The sequence below is a fragment of the Paenibacillus sp. S-12 genome, assembly GCF_030363895.1.
In the GTDB taxonomy this organism is placed as follows: Bacteria; Bacillota; Bacilli; order Paenibacillales; family Paenibacillaceae; genus Paenibacillus_B; species Paenibacillus_B alvei.
Map to the genome: position 1 here is coordinate 260,738 of NZ_JASIUF010000011.1, position 16,272 is coordinate 277,009.

Annotated in this window: 15 protein-coding genes; 4 read left to right on the top strand and 11 right to left on the bottom strand. The window is 44.1% G+C overall.

Features of this window, described 5'->3' with window-relative positions; genetic code table 11:
• Positions 1-106 precede the first annotated feature (106 nt).
• From NO352_RS11185 to NO352_RS11205, 5 genes are read right to left on the bottom strand one after another with little or no spacing between them, the layout of a single operon-like run.
• Entirely contained in the window at positions 107-1,294 is a 1,188-nt protein-coding gene (locus tag NO352_RS11185; RefSeq protein WP_289355672.1) for a Ger(x)C family spore germination protein, read from the bottom strand.
• Positions 1,291-2,397 (bottom strand): GerAB/ArcD/ProY family transporter, encoded by a 1,107-nt coding sequence (locus NO352_RS11190; protein ID WP_289355673.1) that lies wholly within the window; start codon positions 2,395-2,397, stop codon positions 1,291-1,293. The genes NO352_RS11185 and NO352_RS11190 overlap by 4 nt, the downstream gene beginning before the upstream one ends.
• Before the next feature lie 49 nt (positions 2,398-2,446).
• Positions 2,447-4,039 (bottom strand): spore germination protein, encoded by a 1,593-nt coding sequence (locus tag NO352_RS11195; protein ID WP_353961250.1) that lies wholly within the window; start codon positions 4,037-4,039, stop codon positions 2,447-2,449.
• A gap of 49 nt (positions 4,040-4,088) precedes the next feature.
• On the bottom strand, positions 4,089-4,553 hold the full coding sequence (locus NO352_RS11200; protein WP_289355674.1) for a hypothetical protein: 465 nt from the start codon (positions 4,551-4,553) through the stop codon (positions 4,089-4,091).
• A gap of 53 nt (positions 4,554-4,606) precedes the next feature.
• The gene (locus NO352_RS11205; protein ID WP_289355675.1) at positions 4,607-5,065 is read right to left on the bottom strand and encodes a hypothetical protein; all 459 of its coding nucleotides are present in this window, start codon (positions 5,063-5,065) and stop codon (positions 4,607-4,609) included.
• 474 nt (positions 5,066-5,539) lie between these two features.
• Between NO352_RS11205 and NO352_RS11210 the strand changes: the two genes are divergently transcribed.
• From NO352_RS11210 to NO352_RS11225, 4 genes are all read left to right on the top strand, one after another.
• Positions 5,540-6,361, top strand: a complete 822-nt coding sequence (locus NO352_RS11210) for a MerR family transcriptional regulator (protein WP_353961251.1) — start codon at positions 5,540-5,542, stop codon at positions 6,359-6,361.
• Entirely contained in the window at positions 6,336-6,968 is a 633-nt protein-coding gene (locus NO352_RS11215) for a GNAT family N-acetyltransferase (RefSeq protein ID WP_289355676.1), read from the top strand. Before NO352_RS11210 ends, NO352_RS11215 begins: the two co-directional genes overlap by 26 nt.
• A 26-nt stretch (positions 6,969-6,994) precedes the next feature.
• Complete coding sequence (locus NO352_RS11220) at positions 6,995-8,002, top strand: alpha/beta hydrolase family protein (protein ID WP_289355677.1); 1,008 nt, start codon at positions 6,995-6,997, stop codon at positions 8,000-8,002.
• Between the two features lie 167 nt (positions 8,003-8,169).
• Positions 8,170-8,787, top strand: a complete 618-nt coding sequence (locus NO352_RS11225; protein WP_289355678.1) for a hypothetical protein — start codon at positions 8,170-8,172, stop codon at positions 8,785-8,787.
• Positions 8,788-8,903: 116 nt separating this feature from the next.
• Here NO352_RS11225 and NO352_RS11230 read toward each other — a convergent pair whose 3' ends face one another.
• From NO352_RS11230 to NO352_RS11255, 6 genes are all read right to left on the bottom strand, one after another.
• A complete protein-coding gene (locus tag NO352_RS11230) occupies positions 8,904-9,755 on the bottom strand; it encodes a lipase family protein (RefSeq protein WP_005550781.1) in 852 nt (283 codons plus the stop codon).
• 37 nt (positions 9,756-9,792) lie between these two features.
• Positions 9,793-10,608: a lipase family protein gene (locus NO352_RS11235; RefSeq protein ID WP_289355679.1), complete on the bottom strand. Its 816-nt coding sequence runs from the start codon at positions 10,606-10,608 to the stop codon at positions 9,793-9,795.
• 318 nt (positions 10,609-10,926) lie between these two features.
• Complete coding sequence (locus NO352_RS11240; RefSeq protein ID WP_289355680.1) at positions 10,927-13,518, bottom strand: ABC transporter permease; 2,592 nt, start codon at positions 13,516-13,518, stop codon at positions 10,927-10,929.
• Positions 13,515-14,198, bottom strand: a complete 684-nt coding sequence (locus NO352_RS11245) for an ABC transporter ATP-binding protein (RefSeq protein WP_005550785.1) — start codon at positions 14,196-14,198, stop codon at positions 13,515-13,517. The genes NO352_RS11240 and NO352_RS11245 overlap by 4 nt, the downstream gene beginning before the upstream one ends.
• 94 nt (positions 14,199-14,292) lie before the next feature.
• Positions 14,293-15,294 (bottom strand): sensor histidine kinase, encoded by a 1,002-nt coding sequence (locus tag NO352_RS11250; protein WP_289355681.1) that lies wholly within the window; start codon positions 15,292-15,294, stop codon positions 14,293-14,295.
• Entirely contained in the window at positions 15,295-15,978 is a 684-nt protein-coding gene (locus NO352_RS11255) for a response regulator transcription factor (protein WP_289355682.1), read from the bottom strand.
• Between the last annotated feature and the right edge of the window lie 294 nt (positions 15,979-16,272).

Below are 16,272 nucleotides of genomic sequence, written 5' to 3' on the forward strand. Positions count from 1 at the left end.
AAATAAGCGGAGTTATAAGTTCTCATTCGTATATTTTAGTACAAAAAAAGACCTTATGGCTAAAATAAGGCCTTTTTTGTGCGATTATTGGCAGATTTACGAACTTTCATCTTTTCATTTCATTTTCCTTCAGAATTCCCGACGGACCCAGTTTCCCTTCTTCCCAAACTTGCAGATGTAATGAAGCGATAACCTCCGCCTCGGCAAATTTGTTAGCCCATTCCTTTTTTATCCCTTTCCATGCATAAGGATGTTGCCGGTGAAAGGCTTCCCCGAATCCAAAAATATCTGTACCGAGGGCTTGTGCTTCTTGGATTACCTTTTGAACAAATTTGCCGGTTTGTCTATTTAGCTCTTGCTGTACCAATATCACGTTTTTAGACTCTCTTAAGTCTAGTCGCGTGTTATTTTCCCGAATTGTACCTTTTCCGCCAAGTGTAACGGTAATACTAACCTTATTGCCGCGCTGGGATGTTTTGATGTTTCTCTTCAAATGGTCTAACTCAACTAAAATGTTTCCCTTCTCCCCAGGAATATTGACGGTGAAGACATTGGAATTTAATTTCCCTACGATCCATTGCCGGATGAAACTCTCCTTCATCGGCAAATAGGTAACGAGACGGTTTTCCTTATCGAAAATAGCGAAGCCCCTTAGCTTCATCTCAGGAGCTGTTTGTTCCGAACCTTCTTTAGAAGGGCTGTCCGTTTTTTCAACGGCAGGCAAAATGGGGCAACTTTCCTCGCTCGAAGCGGACATCAAAAAGTTTCGCAAGGTGAGATCTGGATTTAACCCAGCAGCCTCATGCATTTTGACAAGAGCATTCGCCGAAAGGCGTTCCAACGGATAGGGTAATTCAAGAAAATCCTGCACCGATCCGCCTTTCAAAACGAACATATCTGCTCGCAGCCGTACAATGGGATCCCGGCTTAATTGATCCAAAATTGTTGCAAGACCATGTCGCGCTAACTCTTCTCCAATCAGAATTACCCTGCGATGCCCGGAAAACCATGTACGGGAAACTTTAAGTTGCATATCCCTAGCGGCTTCGTACAGATTTTTACCAGTTCCCGAGACAGTAACAAAAGCCTTGTTGCCCTGACTTGCCGATTTACCGCTGCCCATTTTCGATGGGAGCGCAAACTGTGTCGTCCCCCGATACGTTCCATCTTTGTTCAGATCAAATCCCCATGCGATAATAATGGCTCGATCATTCAATTCTTTGCGATCCCAGCAACCTGTCGTCAACAGCATGAGCAAAATGAAAATAAGAAAAATCACCCTGTTTTGTTTCATTGTTGCCTCACCTTCTTGTTGGATCTCTTTTTACGGATCGTCCCGACAATCCATAATAAAAGAGGAATTCCGAATACGTTAATCGGCATGACATAGGGCAGCCAAAATTTTTGTGGGTAATCGATCATGACCTGCGCGATGTTTTTTGGCAATAGTGAAAAACCGAATATGATCGGAACAACGACCCAAATTAACTTTCGCCAATCCTTCATGTTCAACCATTGTGCGGTTCCGTAAGTAGTGGCAAACAGGAATAAAGAAAGCTTGGTAAAAACAGAGAACATCCAGACGACCACAACCAGGATATCAACATTTTGAATAAAACCCAAAACGGAAATAAAACGTGACATATCATAGAAAGGATACCACATCCGCGAAGAAAGTATCGGCCCAAACGTCATAATAGCCACCGCTGCCGCCACAAAAACCAATAAAGACGGGACAGCCATTCCCCACAATGCCCGTGGGAGCGCTTGGCGGGAATCGGATAGAAAGCAAAACACCATCATCAATATGACCGTTTCACTATAAAAAGCAGCGCTTGGAAGTGCCCCTTTCAAAATCGGCCCTAACCCGGAATCGGCGTAAACTGGAGTTAATTGCTGCCAATCCAAATGATTCAAGCTAAGAACGCAGGTACCCAAAACCATTAGGACTATAATAGGACCCACAATTTCACTGCAACGGGCGATGCCCTCAATACCGCTTGTATAAATAACATAAACCGCTAAGATCAATTGTGTGAACAATAGCACCGTTAACGGTGTTTTCTCAAATAATGCAAGGTGTAAAAAATCCGAGGAATCGCGCAAGATCACTCCATCTATCGAATACCACATCACAAAGTAAGGGAGGACAATGATTTTTCCTAACCATTTTCCCAGTATCGTTTGGCTAAATTGGATAAAGGTTTGATCCGGATATAATAGACTTATCTTAGCAGCTAGGTATACTACACCAAGACCGATGATTCCCGACAGTAAAACGGATATCCAAGCATCTTGCTTGGCCTCTGCGATAGCTGGAGTCAACGTAAACAGTATACCTGATGCGGTTTCAGTACTCACTATCAGCCAAAAGAGCTGTAGTCCGGAGATTTTCATAAGACTTGCTCCTATCCAATGCAATTCATGTTGGTGTGTAAATATCTATTTATGTACGCTTCCCACGTTGCGGATCAGGCTTTTGACCTTCCGGAATGCGCTCTTTATCCCTTCCTACAAAAAATGGGCGATCTCGCATTGCCCATCGCGGCGCTCGTATAAAAATATCCTTTGAGTTTCCGGGAATCTCGGGGGAAATCGGAGTGAGATAAGGCACTCCAAAAGAACGCAGATTTACTAAATGAATAAGCAGTACAATCAATCCAAGGCCAATTCCATATAAACCCAGTGCCCCCGCCAAGATCAGAAGAGGAAACCGAACGAGTCGAAAAGCGAGTCCAAAATTATATCGTGGAATAGAAAATGATGCGATGCCAGTAAATGCGACAACAATGACCAGAGGAGCAGCAACGATCCCTGCATTGACTGCAGATTCCCCAATCACCAATGCTCCAACCATGCTAACCGCTGAACCGATCGGTTTGGGCAAACGAATCCCGGCTTCCCTTAATGCCTCGAACATAAATTCCATCAAGAGCGCCTCTACAACGGCCGGAAAAGGAACGCCTTCGCGAGCGGCGGCGATACTTAGCAATAATTCTGCTGGAACTAACTCCGGATGGAACGTCGTAGCTGCAACATAAAGGGAAGGAAGGAGTATCGAAATGAAAAGCAACGTGAACCGCAGCCATCGAATGGCTGTGGAATAGATAAAATGCTCGTAATAGTCTTCTGCCGCCTGAAGGGCCGACCAAAAGGTCATGGGAACGATAAGTACGAACGGGGAACCGTTAACAATAATCCCGATTTTGCCTTCCAACAAACTTGAAAGTACAACGTCAGGCCGTTCCGTGTTCTGCACGGTTGGAAATGGGGAGAAGGGAGCATCTTCGATAAATTCTTCAATGAATCCGGAATCCAGTACTGCATCAATCTCAATACGGCTAACTCTCTTTCGGACCTCGTCCAAGATGGAATCTTCTACAATGCCTTCAATGTACACTAAGGCCACATCCGTCTGAGACAATGCACCGATGGTTACCGCTTCGGTTTTCAGCCTTGGGCTTCTTAACCTTCGACGCAGCAAACTCGTATTCGTTCGTAAGGATTCGGTAAATCCTTCACGGGGACCGCGTACTACGGATTCGATTTCCGGTTCAGAAACCTGACGCTTTTCAAAATTAGTAAGATCGGCGAGCAAAACCTGGTGCTCCCCTGCTGCAAACACGGCGACGTGGCCACTTAAAATGTCCTGTACTGTTTCCGATACACGATCTGTCAGCTTGATTTGCCGGGTAGCGACAGCTTGATTAGCTATCAATTCTCCCAAGCATTCCAGTTTACTCAACTCATGCGGCAATCCCGTGTTGATTAGCGGCTTAAGAATGGTTTCTTCCAAGCTTACATTATCAATCATCCCATCAACATAGATCAATAGTGCTTGCATTTGCCCATGAAGTTGAACTGAACGATATACAACATCCGAACAGTTTCGGAACAGCTCGTTCATCATTTTCTCATTTTGTTGTAAATCCAAAGTGAACTGCTGATTCAGAAGGCACCCATCTTCTTGCAGCACAAATTCCCTCTTGGCCCGTCTTTTAAGGAATGAATTCAAAAACCGCTGAGTAATACGTGTCATAAGGAAAGCTCCCGAATTTAATAATTTATACCGATTATTAATCCCCAATTCAGGGACATTCATACAAAATCAGAAGCCCTTGAACTAACAGGCGAGACTTCGATATGATATGTAACCCCTTTAACCAACAGGCATGACCGCCATTTGCCGGAACGTCAAGAAGATCGCCAACCATCTGGCCAAGTGGGCCGGATAAGGCGATCCACAACTCGTCTCCAATCTCTACACCATATAACGGCTCAATAGATTGGTGAATATGATAGCTGCCTCCGGCTCTTTCCACCGTAATCTGCGCCAATGGACGTTCTCCGAGCGTGCCTACGAACCGCACTGAGGTCACGATGGCAGCTCCCTGCTTCCCTTTTTGCAAACGGAGCTCCTTCTCGTAATCGTCTTTTCGCATGACAACCGGAATGACCACGCCAGCTTTCACAGGAAAGCCTTTCGGGACGAAGAGACTGTTCGACTTGCGCAGCCGTTCTGCTTCATCGGTCAGAATGGTTTCCAGCATCATCAGTTGACGATCCGAAATCGTATTGGAAATTCCTCGATGCGGATCACTTCTCCCTAAATGGTCACTTGCTTGTTGTCTTCGAAGCTTACTGCATTCCCATAGCTGTAGATTCTAGCCGCATCTTGAGACAATGCGAGGTTAGCCCTCTCCCCAATGCGGTATGCAAACCCAGAGAGCTCCAATGCAGGCACAGCATAATCCCGGCCGTCAGCCGTAAAGTGGAGCTGTAATACCCGGCTGCGATTGATTTGCCCGCGTTCTTCGATCCGACTTAAGACAGCATCCTTGATCATCTTCAGTCCATCTTGCTCCGGAATGTTATCCTCCGTGACAAATACTGCGCTGTTCTTCCTCCGATTGTAGCTGATGACGACCGGATCCCCAACCTTCACTCCGTTCAAGAATGATAGGACTTTCTTGATCGCTACCTCTTTTGTCTGTCCTTCATCCATGAACCGGACGGTAAAGCGAACTAGCGGCTGGTTGTTTATATAGGTTCCTGTCTCTTCCATTCTAGCGATTGTGCCTGGGAAAATTGTGCCTTCAGCGTTTTTCCACCCTATATCTTCTCCCTTCCAATTCCAATCAAGTCAATTCTAGAGATATGTCCTTTTTACCATGTAAAAAAAATAATCAGGAGTTAAAGAACCTCCGTGATTCAGTGATCGTTAAGCAGCAAGGGGTTCCATGCCTGATTATGGCTAGTATGCGAGTAAAGGAAGTCAGCAATCAACCTATCCCTCACAATAATATAGGAAAAGATACATCTATCCTATTTGTTGCGTCTTTTTTTCAATGTATATTGGCATGGTAAATAGATCAAATGTCACATTTACAATCGAAGCCCTTTATTGTGAACAACATAACACACCATTTATAGAGCAAGCTGCTCCATTTTTATCAGCGTTTTAAAATTGTTACTTGACCTTAGGTCAGACCTAAGGTATATCGTTGAGATATTCCAAGCTTTTCCCTTAGGAGTGAACATGATGAAAAGTGAAATTACAATTAGTGAATTAGCGAAGCTGATGAATGTGTCAGTCCATCAAATACGTTACTTTGAAGAGAAAGGCGTTCTTCAACCCAGCTACACAGCTAACAACCAGTATCGCATGTATGACATGGAGCAAGTGTACCAGTTGGCGCAAATTCTGCTGCTTCGCAAGCTTGAAGTGCCTGTTTCATCCATTAAGGAGTGTATGACTTCCTTCTCTGCGGATCAATATCGACAGCTGCTTCATTCTTCCCTGTGCGATATCGAAGCGGAAATACGGCGGCTTAAGGAGACGCAACAGTTTATCAAAAAAGTGCTGCAGGAGCAGCGATACGAAATGGAAAAGTCCAATTCTTATCCTATCAAGCGACGAGATATCACCTATTTCACACGTTGGATAGAGACGGATTCCCTTACAAAGCTTACTGCCAAACAATTGGTTGAGCAATCAAAGCCCATTCCGAACTTGTTCGAAATGGATATTCACTATATTTATCATGATGATGCTAGCCACAGCTTATGTTTGGAAGCGCAGAACCCTGGCGTTGGGGATTTTGCTCTACCTGGGGGGAATTACCTAACACAGCAGTGCGTCATTGAAGAAGAGGATGAACTTGATGAAATCATTGAACAGTTTTATCAATATGCGGCTGCGCAATCTTATGTTCTCTCAGGCCCTCTAATCCTGATTGAAAAATCATATTTATCTTTATTTAGCAACAACAAGTTGCACTACGAGCTGCAAATCTTGGTAGAGCCTATAGCCAATTCTAAAGGAGGCAATGATCATGACTGCGCGACAAATCACGATTGAACCGATGCAAGATAAGTACAATGCACAGGTTGGCCGATTGCTCGTTCATGGGTTCCGCGGGAAATTTCAACACCTAACGAAGTTGAGTGAGGAGAATCTTGCTTTCTTTTTCGAGAAGCTGTTGGAGCAATCCCCTTCTGAACCGGCGAGCTGTAGAATTGTCGCCCTGCAAGCGGGAGAAATGATCGGTACGTTATCGATCAAATGGGGTGCAAGTGCAGAAGTTCAGGAAACAACGAGCAAGCTTCCCGTGTGGAAGGATGTTAATTACATTGGAAAATGGAACCTCCTTATACTGGTAATTGGATTATCCCTACTAGAACATAAGCCGTTAGCTAAGGAATGTTATATTGCTGACGTGGCTGTCCACCCCCATCATAGAAGCAAAGGAGTTGGAAGATTGCTGTTGGAATGGGCGCAGCAGTTTGCCCTAGCGGAACTAGGCCTGAGCTTACTAAGCTTGCACGTCGCAGGTTCAAATCCGCGGGCAAAACAGTTGTATGAGCAGTTATCCTTCTCTACCTATAAACAAGAATATAGTATTCTGCGTCACTTCTTTTTCAATGAAGGAACATGGAATTATATGACCCGAAGATTGAAATCATAGAGAGCTATTCACAAGGAGAAAATAAGATGAAAAAGAAACTAGCGATATCCTTACTATTGATTGTTTTGATTTTTGGCGGTACTGGACTATATATTTTGAATCAGTACGATTTTGATATGGATGAACAGGCTGTTGAAATCCAGACGCCTCAAGGCAAATTAACAGGCAGCTTCGTCCTGCCTAAGAACTACACGAACAAACTTGGACTTGTATTATTCATTCATGGGGACGGCCCTATTGACGCTACACACGAGGACGGCTATAAGCCGCTATGGGAACGGCTGGCTTCCCTTGGATATGCTTCTTTGTCTCTTAACAAAAGAGGCATTAACGGTTCGGAAGGCAATTGGGAGCATCAAAGCATAGATGACCGAGTGAAAGAAGCCCGTCAGGCGATTGCCTGGGCAAAACAGCAGCCAATGATTGATGAAAAGCAGATTGGGGTGTGGGGAGCGAGTCAGGCGGGCTGGGTCATTCCGAAGCTTGCCAAGCAGGAGCAGCTCGCTTTCAGCCTTCTTCTATCCCCTGCGATCAACTGGATTAGTCAAGGGCAATACAATACACGCAGGGAAATGCTGGCTGTAGGGAAATCGGAAGCAGAAATTCAAGACAGACTGGCCTATAACCGACAAGTGCGACAGTTGTTAGAGAAACATGCTTCCTATGAAGAGTATGCCAAAATCGCACGTGAAAATAGCTTGATGTCGAGAGACAGATGGATATTTGCCGGCAAAAATTTCTTGTCGGATGCCACGGATGATCTTCGCAACTTCAACTCGCCTGTACTGCTGATTCTAGGTGAAGAAGATTTGCAGGTCGATGTGAAGGATACGGAGCGGGTCTATCGAGACATTGTGAAGCCTGGATTGTTGACCGTTGCTGTCTTCCCTGACGCGGATCATTCTATGCTGAGCAAGCAAACAGCGAATTCGAATTTGCGGGCATTATTGATTAGTCTATTCGCTCCAAGACAAATTACGATCCCGGGTTATATGGATGCGATCGAGCAGTTTCTGAGGAAACTTCCAAAATAACATCATGCCCAAATATACATAGATGGGGCGTGGTTATCCCCGCCCTATTGGATTTGATTGACTGATCGAACGAATCATTCTTTCCTGCACATTTGTCCAATCCAAGCTTCCGTCATATGAATATCCTGCATGAGAACAGAGATATCATGCTCATGGAGGTGTCACGTATGCCTTTTGTAGGGCAAACTATCGTTGCAAGCAATGAATTCACTTATATAGCAGATGATCAACTCACAGCAATTAGTTTAGCTGTAACAAATGCCCCTGGCAACAAAGCTACCGTCATTTCTCAATATCCAGTCTGGCCAAACATCACTAAGTATAATAACGATACTAGTGGATTTGGAACTCCCGAATATATTTGGGATTCAACAACCACAGATAACCAGGTAAGGGCATTTGCTGCCTTTAGCGGAGGGGTTGGTAGTGGCGAAAGCTCAGTAATGCTTGACGTTAGTCTTACTGTATTTGCAGATAATGCACATGTTGCACGTCTCGATGTCTACAATTTCGCAGGAGAAAGTCCCGTTTATATCACAACACTTACTCCTCCCGTATTGACTGACGGCAGTATGGATGCCAATACAGGATTGGTTGAAATTTTGCCTTATAATTGGCAGAACATTCGCATTTATAATGTAAGAAGTAACCCGCTGCCAGCAGGGGGACTATACGCGATTCTCGCTTCATTCACTGTCACGAACTACTTGGGCCCTAACCCGCCTGTCACGCCTGGCAATCCTGCTGGTCTTATGTTCTACGCCAATATTACTTATTACTCTTAGAAATGCTTAATCGCGCTTGCCCCTCTGCTTTCTTCCCACTTACATCAGTTAGTCGGCTCATTAATCTGGAGGGGCAATACGGAAACTTCCCGTCTTTCAAGTCGGCGGATATCGGCTTACCCTTCCTCCTCCACTGGACTGCATATTCCTTTAAACGGTACGCACCAACTTGTATCCGGACATAAACCTGGATTTTCTTCACAAAGTAAGCTAGCGTAATAAGGATTTTTTTTGCTGAGATTTTTAAAATAACAGACAATCTCGTGATTACGATTGGCCAAACTATTCAATTGAAATGAGACCGGATATTTCGTTTTAACATGCTCATAGAATAACCCGTCTCTCGTAAATGGAGACGGATACGATCGTTCCGGCAAGGTTGGAATAATGTCATGAATATTGAAAATGCGAATGCTGTTCTTAACCGTTTGATCGAATTTTGATGCAAACACAGGGCTTGCGACACGCGGGCTGCCGTACGTATATACAATAGGTTTCGTAAAAGGAGTGTTAACTGCAATATCATAAGCAGCCAATACGGCTAAGGCTCCTCCTAAACTATGGCCTGTCACAAACAGTGTTTTCGATGTAGAAAGCTTGCTAAGTTCTCTAATCAACGCTTCCCTTGCGGAATGATAGATACATGTGAATCCGCGATGAGTACGTCCAGATTCGTGGACAAACGGATAAGGAATCTGATATAAATCTTGATCCGACTCGTTGTCCTTGAATGTTCGGGTTCCTCTGAAGACGACGATAATTCGACGCTTCGATTGTGCAATATAACCGAACACTTCCTCTTCCGGCTCTTCAACGCCAGCAAGAGCTCGAATGATCCATGAAACGGAAAATCCTTTGGGGAGTACAAATGGTTCTTCTTCAAAAAGTTGATAGGCTTGATGGATCATAGTTGATAGCAAGATGGCGTCTTCTGCGTCAAAACGATGTTCTAATTTGGATACTTTCATCTAGGCAGCTCCCTTTACGAATCAAGTCTCTATCCTCTTAGCATGTTCCCTCAAACGGAACGCACATGTTGGCATTGGGGCAAAAACCTGGATTGTTGCTGCATAACATCTCGGCGAAAACAGGGCTCTTCTTGCTGAGGGATGTAAAGTAACATGCAATGTTGTCATTTCGGGTAACCGTATTCAGTTGAAATGCGAGCGGGTACTTGGTTTTGACATGCTGATATCGTATCCCCTGCTTCGTAAACGGAGGCGGATAATGCCGAGCAGGAAACGTGGGAAATGAATCGTGTATATTCACAATCCGAACCTTATTGGCAACCACGCTGTTGAACCGGCTGGCAAAGCGCGGGTCTCCAATACGAGGACTGCCGTACGTATATACGATAGGGTTCTTAAACTTCGTGTTTACGGCAATGTCTAAAGCGGCTAACGTAGCCAAAGCTCCACCATAGTTGTGGCCGGTAATATATAGTTTCTTTGTCGCAGACAGATGATTCAGTTTTTCGATTAGTTTTGTTCGGGTTGATTGATAAATACAGGTGAATCCACGAGAGGTCTTCCCCGCATTTGGAACGAATGGATACTGTACTTGAAGGATGTCATACGCTGCTAACAAATCTGCCGGATAGGCAGCATACCCTCTGAAAGCGATAATGATTTGATCTGAGGACTCTGCAATAAAACCAAACACGATTTCTGTAGGATTCTCAACATTTGCGAATGCATGAATCGTATAGACAAGCTTATATTCCGATGGCAAGACAAGTGTTCCTTCTAAGTACAATGGATACGTCTGATAGCACATAGCAGCAAGCAAGATTGCTGTCTTGCTATGAAAAGAAGATCCCATATTAATAATTCCTCTCTTATGTCCAAGTCGATCAGTTGCTTATGAGCATGGTATTCTTAACAGGGTTAACAACTTCGGCTCTCCCCTGTTCTAAGTATATGCCTAGAGACATGATATGGTGTTCTACTTACGTATGCCTGTCGCCACCTCACTCTATTTACATTCACGGGAAATAATACGCCAGCCGCAGATTGATTATCGACGACTGGCTATTTGCAATTGAAAAATAATATAAGATTTTATTTCATTACATCATGCGTTGTTGAATTTCACTCGCGAGAAGCCAATGTTTCAGCGATAAGCCGCATAGCTTCATTTTTATATATTCTCCTGCTTCAATGCATCGATAATGTTCTCTTTCTTTACCTTGGCACTGGAATATAACATGGCCGAACCGACGATGATAAATACGGCAGCAATGACCGAGAGAATACTCACCCAAGAAAAAGACAACTCAAAATGAAAGCGTTGCGACAATGCGCTATGAATGAGATACATGACGACGAAGCTTAGAGGAAGGCCGAACAAGAGCGATTTCACTCCATAAAAAATGCTTTCGTAGTTCATCATTTTCGCAAAGCCCTTAGGTGTCATACCAACTGATTTCAGCATCGCGAATTCCCGCTTCCGAAGCGATATGCTCGTCGAGATTGTATTGAAGATGTTGGCGATAGAAATAGCTGAAATCAATATGATAAAGCCGTACGAGAATACAGACATGATCAAAATTCTTTGTTCTTCCACGGCTCTGGACTGGTATTCATTCAAAAAGGACAGATTAGAATCTCTGAATTCTTCAATCTCCTGCTGTGTCTTCAAAGGATCTTTGCTTTTTAAAAATAATTGAGACTGACCGTATGCCCCAATCTTTTCATCAATGAGTCGCTCCAAGACACGTTTTGATACGACAATATCTAACTCGCCTACTGCTGATGAACGTATGCCCATAGGCAATTGATCCGTCTTCGCAGCGATGGTTACCTCTTTTAAATCTGTTTCTTTATTTGTTTCTTCGCTTATATAGCTCAACTGAAGACTTTGACCGATTTTTGCATGAATATTCTTCGTTTGCACAAATTTATTGGTCGCCTCGTCCTTATATTGAATCGTATCCACCACGATCGCGGCGGGATGATCTGGATTCATCAGCTGTTCGATATTTGCGCCAACCGCTTTGGCATAGGCTTGCAAGCTCGAATCGTTCATGGCATTAATATTTATGTCATAAAGGTATTTCCCTTCCTTCAGTACACTCCTATCCTTCTTGACCGCTTCTTGCAGCTCATTGGCGATTGCAGCTTCTCCGATCCAGGCGTTAACCCTGTACATTTCCGTCACATTGTATTCGGTCACACCGTCAAGGGATACAATCGATTGAACCGTCGTATCGTCCATTTGATTCCCATTGTTGTACCAGATGTGAATGTCGTAATTAACACCTTCAAGTGAGAGTGCTAGAGATTGCTTGAGATTGGCGGTATAAAATGACACCGTTAAAAACAGGACGATGCTGATTATGATTGAAAATACGGTGGCATGGTATCTTCGTTTATTTCGTTTTATATTTTTCAATCCGATCTCGGCTTCGATGCCGAATAGCTTGCGCATGAGCTTCGACGTTTTTACGGCTCTCCTTGTAAGTTTCACATCGGCAGTTTGGCGAATTGCGTCAATAGCAGAGATCTTGGAAGCTTTTATTGCCGGGACAAATGTCGAAATGAAAATCGTCAACATCGAAACAACGCAGGCAATCAGGAGCGACATTGGCGTGATGATGAGTGTTAATTTTTCCGTAGTCACAAGTGCCCCTTGCATGATGGGATTGATGAACAAGAAGGTTATCCCTATCCCGGCAAGACCGCAGAGGATCCCGATGGGAATGCTGATTGCTCCTATGATGACACCTTCAAAGAACACCGAATTCCGCTTCTGCCGCTTGGTCGCCCCGACGCTTGCAAGCATCCCTAGATGACGGGAACGCTCTGAGACGGATATCGCAAATGCATTGTAGATCAACGAGATCGAGCCGATGATGATGACCGCCATAATGATAACTGATAAAGAAATCAACATGCTGCTAGAGGCTTTGTTTTTCGACAAGCCATAATAGTGAAGCAACTCATGATTATATAGGACGTTCTCGATGTTGTTGCTATTCGCCAGCTGTTCTGCATGCTCAAACAAAGAACGATCAACGGTTTTTAGGACAACTGCCGCATTGACTCGATCTGTTGCCTTTATACTGGTTTCATCGATATAGCTTATGATGGTATGTCCAGGCGCCCATGCCGGTTCCATGACGGGACGTTTGATGCAGCCTACCACCGTGTATTCCTTATTCGTGATTAGCTGTAAGGATTCAGTCAATTTTCCATTTTCATATCGCAACATCTCTGATTGATCCAGCGGTTTCTCGTTGCCCTTCTCGAATCGTTCGCCGACTGACAAGGTTAAGTGGTCGCCAATTTTATAGTTGACCTTTTCGTTCTTCACGATGGCTTCCGATATCACGACCTCCTTGTCTGTTTGAGGCAGTCGTCCCTTGCTCAACTGAATGGGAAAATGCGTGAAACCCTGTGCATTATACGCCTGGATAAATAAATAGGGCTTACTTGAGTTTTGTTTCCCTACTAACGGAGCATAGCCGAGATCTTGGGTGATCGTGACGACTTTGGTTGCATCATCGTTCTGAATGGCTTCAAGCTGTTCTTTGCTTACATTTTGATAAAGGACATGCCATTCTCCACCATCTGCGATGGTTTGCCTTTTCATGAGATCCAAAAAAGAAAAGCCAAGCGTTGCCACAGCCGTCACCATAGCAACCGAAATGATGACGCCTATGATCGTAACCAGTGTACGCCGTTTATTTTGCATCAAATGTCTGATCGTGAGTGTATTGACGATATTCATGGGCGGATCACCTCGTCCTTGGCAATCCTTCCGTCTTCAATGGAAATGATCCTATCGGCCTGCAAGGCGATTCGTTCGTCGTGTGTAATCACGATCAACGTCTGCTGATAGGCCTTATTTAACATCTTTAACAAGTCAACGATCTCACTGCTATTTTTGCTGTCTAAATTCCCCGTTGGCTCATCTGCAAGCATGATCGCAGGATTGCTAATGAGTGCTCTGCCGATCGAGACCCTTTGCTGTTGTCCGCCAGATAGCTGGTTAGGCAGGTGGTTTAGCCGATGCTTTAAATTCAATGTCCCAACAAGCACGTCCAATTGCTTTTTGTCTACCTTTTGTTTATCCAGCAAAAGCGGCAGCGTCATATTCTCTTCCACGGTCAGGACGGGAATGAGATTGAAAAACTGATAAATCAGGCCGATTTGTCTCCGCCGAAAGATGGCCAGCTGCGTTTCGTCCAAGGCATACATGTCTGTATCCTCAACGAACACTTTGCCGCTAGTCGGCCGATCCACACCCCCCAGCAGATGCAGAAGTGTCGATTTCCCCGACCCAGAGGGTCCAATAATCGCGACGAATTCCCCTTTTCGCACGGAAAAAGATACATCATCAAGTGCTGTGACTGCCGATTCGCCTTTCCCATATTGTTTAGACAGATGGTCGATTCGTAAAATTTCCATGTTATAACCTCCATAGCGTTGCTGATGGATATCATTTTATCTGTCCAACATGACTATCCAGTGACTGTGAAAGTGACGATTTAGTCACTTTCGGTTAAATGACCTGCTTATAAATTTTAATCCGAAACGCAGTACCGTTTTTACCGTCGCTCATCACGTCGATCACTCCGCTCTGGCTTGCGATAATACTATGAGCCATAGCTAGACCGATGCCGATACTCCCCTCTCCTGCATGCTTCCCTCTATAAAACCGTTTAAAAATGTACGGCAAATCTTCTTTCGGGATGCCCTTGCCGTTATCGGCAATGATAATTTCCGTGAATAGCGCATTTTCTGTAAATGAAATGGCGATTGCTCCGCCTTCCTGCGTATGCTCGACTCCATTTTTCAAAATATTAATGACCGCTTCACATGTCCAATTGAAATCACCAATAAATGAGACGTTGTCATCTCCGTTGATCGTAACCGTCTGTTCCTTAATATCCATCGGAATCAGGACGGGTTCTAACGCCTTCTGGATCAGTTGTTTGACCAATATTGGCTCTTTTTTGAATAGAATTGTTTTGGCATCAATTTTTGATAGCTTTAAAAGTGACGATACAAGCCAATCAATCCGTTCCAACTGAATCCGAATATTGTGGGTGAATTCCATTCTTTTGACTGGCGGCAGATCAGCGCTGCTTAACAAATCCGCCATTACCGTCATAGAGGTAAGCGGCGTTTTGAGCTGATGCGAAATATCTGAAATGGCGTCCGTCAATTGCATTTTGTCTCGCTGCAGCAGCGATCGCTGCTCGGATAGCATAAGTGTCACTTTGTATATGTCGTTTTTTAAAATGCTGAGCTCGCCTTCTTGGTTATCGCGTACGTCGAGCGAATCATTGCCCCTGCTGATTTCGCGCAAATAGACAGAAAGCTTCTCAAGCTCGCGGTATCTCCATCTTGTAAATACCAAGCAGCTTCCCATAAGCAGAAGTGAATGGATGACAACAAGTGCTAATGAAGCAGGCGATAAAAAAGCGGCGGCAGCGATCGCTGCTGCGCTGATTGTGCCCATGACTGCCAATAGGAGTTGTATTTCTCGATTGCGGAGCATCTAATCACCAACCTTGTAGCCGAATCCGCGGACCGTTTTAATCAACGTCGGTTGCTGCGGCTCATCCTCCAGCTTTTCCCGCAGTCTCTTGATATACACGGTAAGCGTATTATCGTTCACGAATTCGCCTGCCACATCCCAAATCTGCTCCAAAAGCTGATTTCTCGTAAGAACCTGCCCGATATGATTGGCAAAGATCAGTAACAACCGGTATTCTAATGCGGTCAATAGGATTTCAGCCCGCTCTTTGTACACTTTGCCTTCCAGCGTATTGATGCGTACATTTCCGATATCAATGATTGTTTTTGCATTGGATGGTTTATGGTATCTCCGCAACACAGACTTGATCCGTGACAGTAGCTCGCGAACTCGAAAAGGCTTCGTAATATAATCATCAGCTCCCATATCCAGCCCCATGACGACATTGACTTCATCGTCAATTGCAGTTAAGAAGATAACCGGAATATCTTGCCGCTCCTTCACCATTTTACACAGTTCATATCCGCTTCCATCTGGAAGCGACAAATCAAACAGGCATAACGCAAATTGATCAATGTCTTCACGAAGCATTTTCTTAGCCGATGCGACATCATGGCACAAAGCGGTATCAAAATGATCCTGCTGCAGTGAGTATTCCAGTCCAGTCGCGATCGTTTTATCATCTTCCACAACTAATATTTTCATTAATCGATCATCCTTACTCTATGATTAAATTCATTCTTTCATCTTGTTGTCGACGACATTATATACTCTATTATTTTCTGATGGGAAGAGGTTTCATGCTTAATTAGCAAGATTAATATTATGCTTAAGAAAAATTTATGTTTATTTTGACATAAAAATTCAAATTACGACATAATCATTGATATACATTTTTTGTATCATAAACTAGAATAAGGGTTGTAAATGATGATAACCATTTCATGGTTTACATTCAATTTACTGAAAAAGAAAGATTTCCGTCGTCGCAAAAGTCCC

Coding starts and splice junctions, on each gene's coding strand:
- NO352_RS11255 (WP_289355682.1), bottom strand. CDS start 15,978: ATGAAAATATTAGTTGTGGAAGATGATAAAACGATCGCGACTGGACTG.
- NO352_RS11195 (WP_353961250.1), bottom strand. CDS start 4,039: ATGACACGTATTACTCAGCGGTTTTTGAATTCATTCCTTAAAAGACGG.
- NO352_RS11200 (WP_289355674.1), bottom strand. CDS start 4,553: ATGATGCTGGAAACCATTCTGACCGATGAAGCAGAACGGCTGCGCAAG.
- NO352_RS11185 (WP_289355672.1), bottom strand. CDS start 1,294: ATGAAACAAAACAGGGTGATTTTTCTTATTTTCATTTTGCTCATGCTG.
- NO352_RS11220 (WP_289355677.1), top strand. CDS start 6,995: ATGAAAAAGAAACTAGCGATATCCTTACTATTGATTGTTTTGATTTTT.
- NO352_RS11245 (WP_005550785.1), bottom strand. CDS start 14,198: ATGGAAATTTTACGAATCGACCATCTGTCTAAACAATATGGGAAAGGC.
- NO352_RS11250 (WP_289355681.1), bottom strand. CDS start 15,294: ATGCTCCGCAATCGAGAAATACAACTCCTATTGGCAGTCATGGGCACA.
- NO352_RS11235 (WP_289355679.1), bottom strand. CDS start 10,608: ATGGGATCTTCTTTTCATAGCAAGACAGCAATCTTGCTTGCTGCTATG.
- NO352_RS11210 (WP_353961251.1), top strand. CDS start 5,540: ATGATGAAAAGTGAAATTACAATTAGTGAATTAGCGAAGCTGATGAAT.
- NO352_RS11205 (WP_289355675.1), bottom strand. CDS start 5,065: ATGGAAGAGACAGGAACCTATATAAACAACCAGCCGCTAGTTCGCTTT.
- NO352_RS11190 (WP_289355673.1), bottom strand. CDS start 2,397: ATGAAAATCTCCGGACTACAGCTCTTTTGGCTGATAGTGAGTACTGAA.
- NO352_RS11225 (WP_289355678.1), top strand. CDS start 8,170: ATGCCTTTTGTAGGGCAAACTATCGTTGCAAGCAATGAATTCACTTAT.
- NO352_RS11240 (WP_289355680.1), bottom strand. CDS start 13,518: ATGAATATCGTCAATACACTCACGATCAGACATTTGATGCAAAATAAA.
- NO352_RS11215 (WP_289355676.1), top strand. CDS start 6,336: ATGACTGCGCGACAAATCACGATTGAACCGATGCAAGATAAGTACAAT.
- NO352_RS11230 (WP_005550781.1), bottom strand. CDS start 9,755: ATGAAAGTATCCAAATTAGAACATCGTTTTGACGCAGAAGACGCCATC.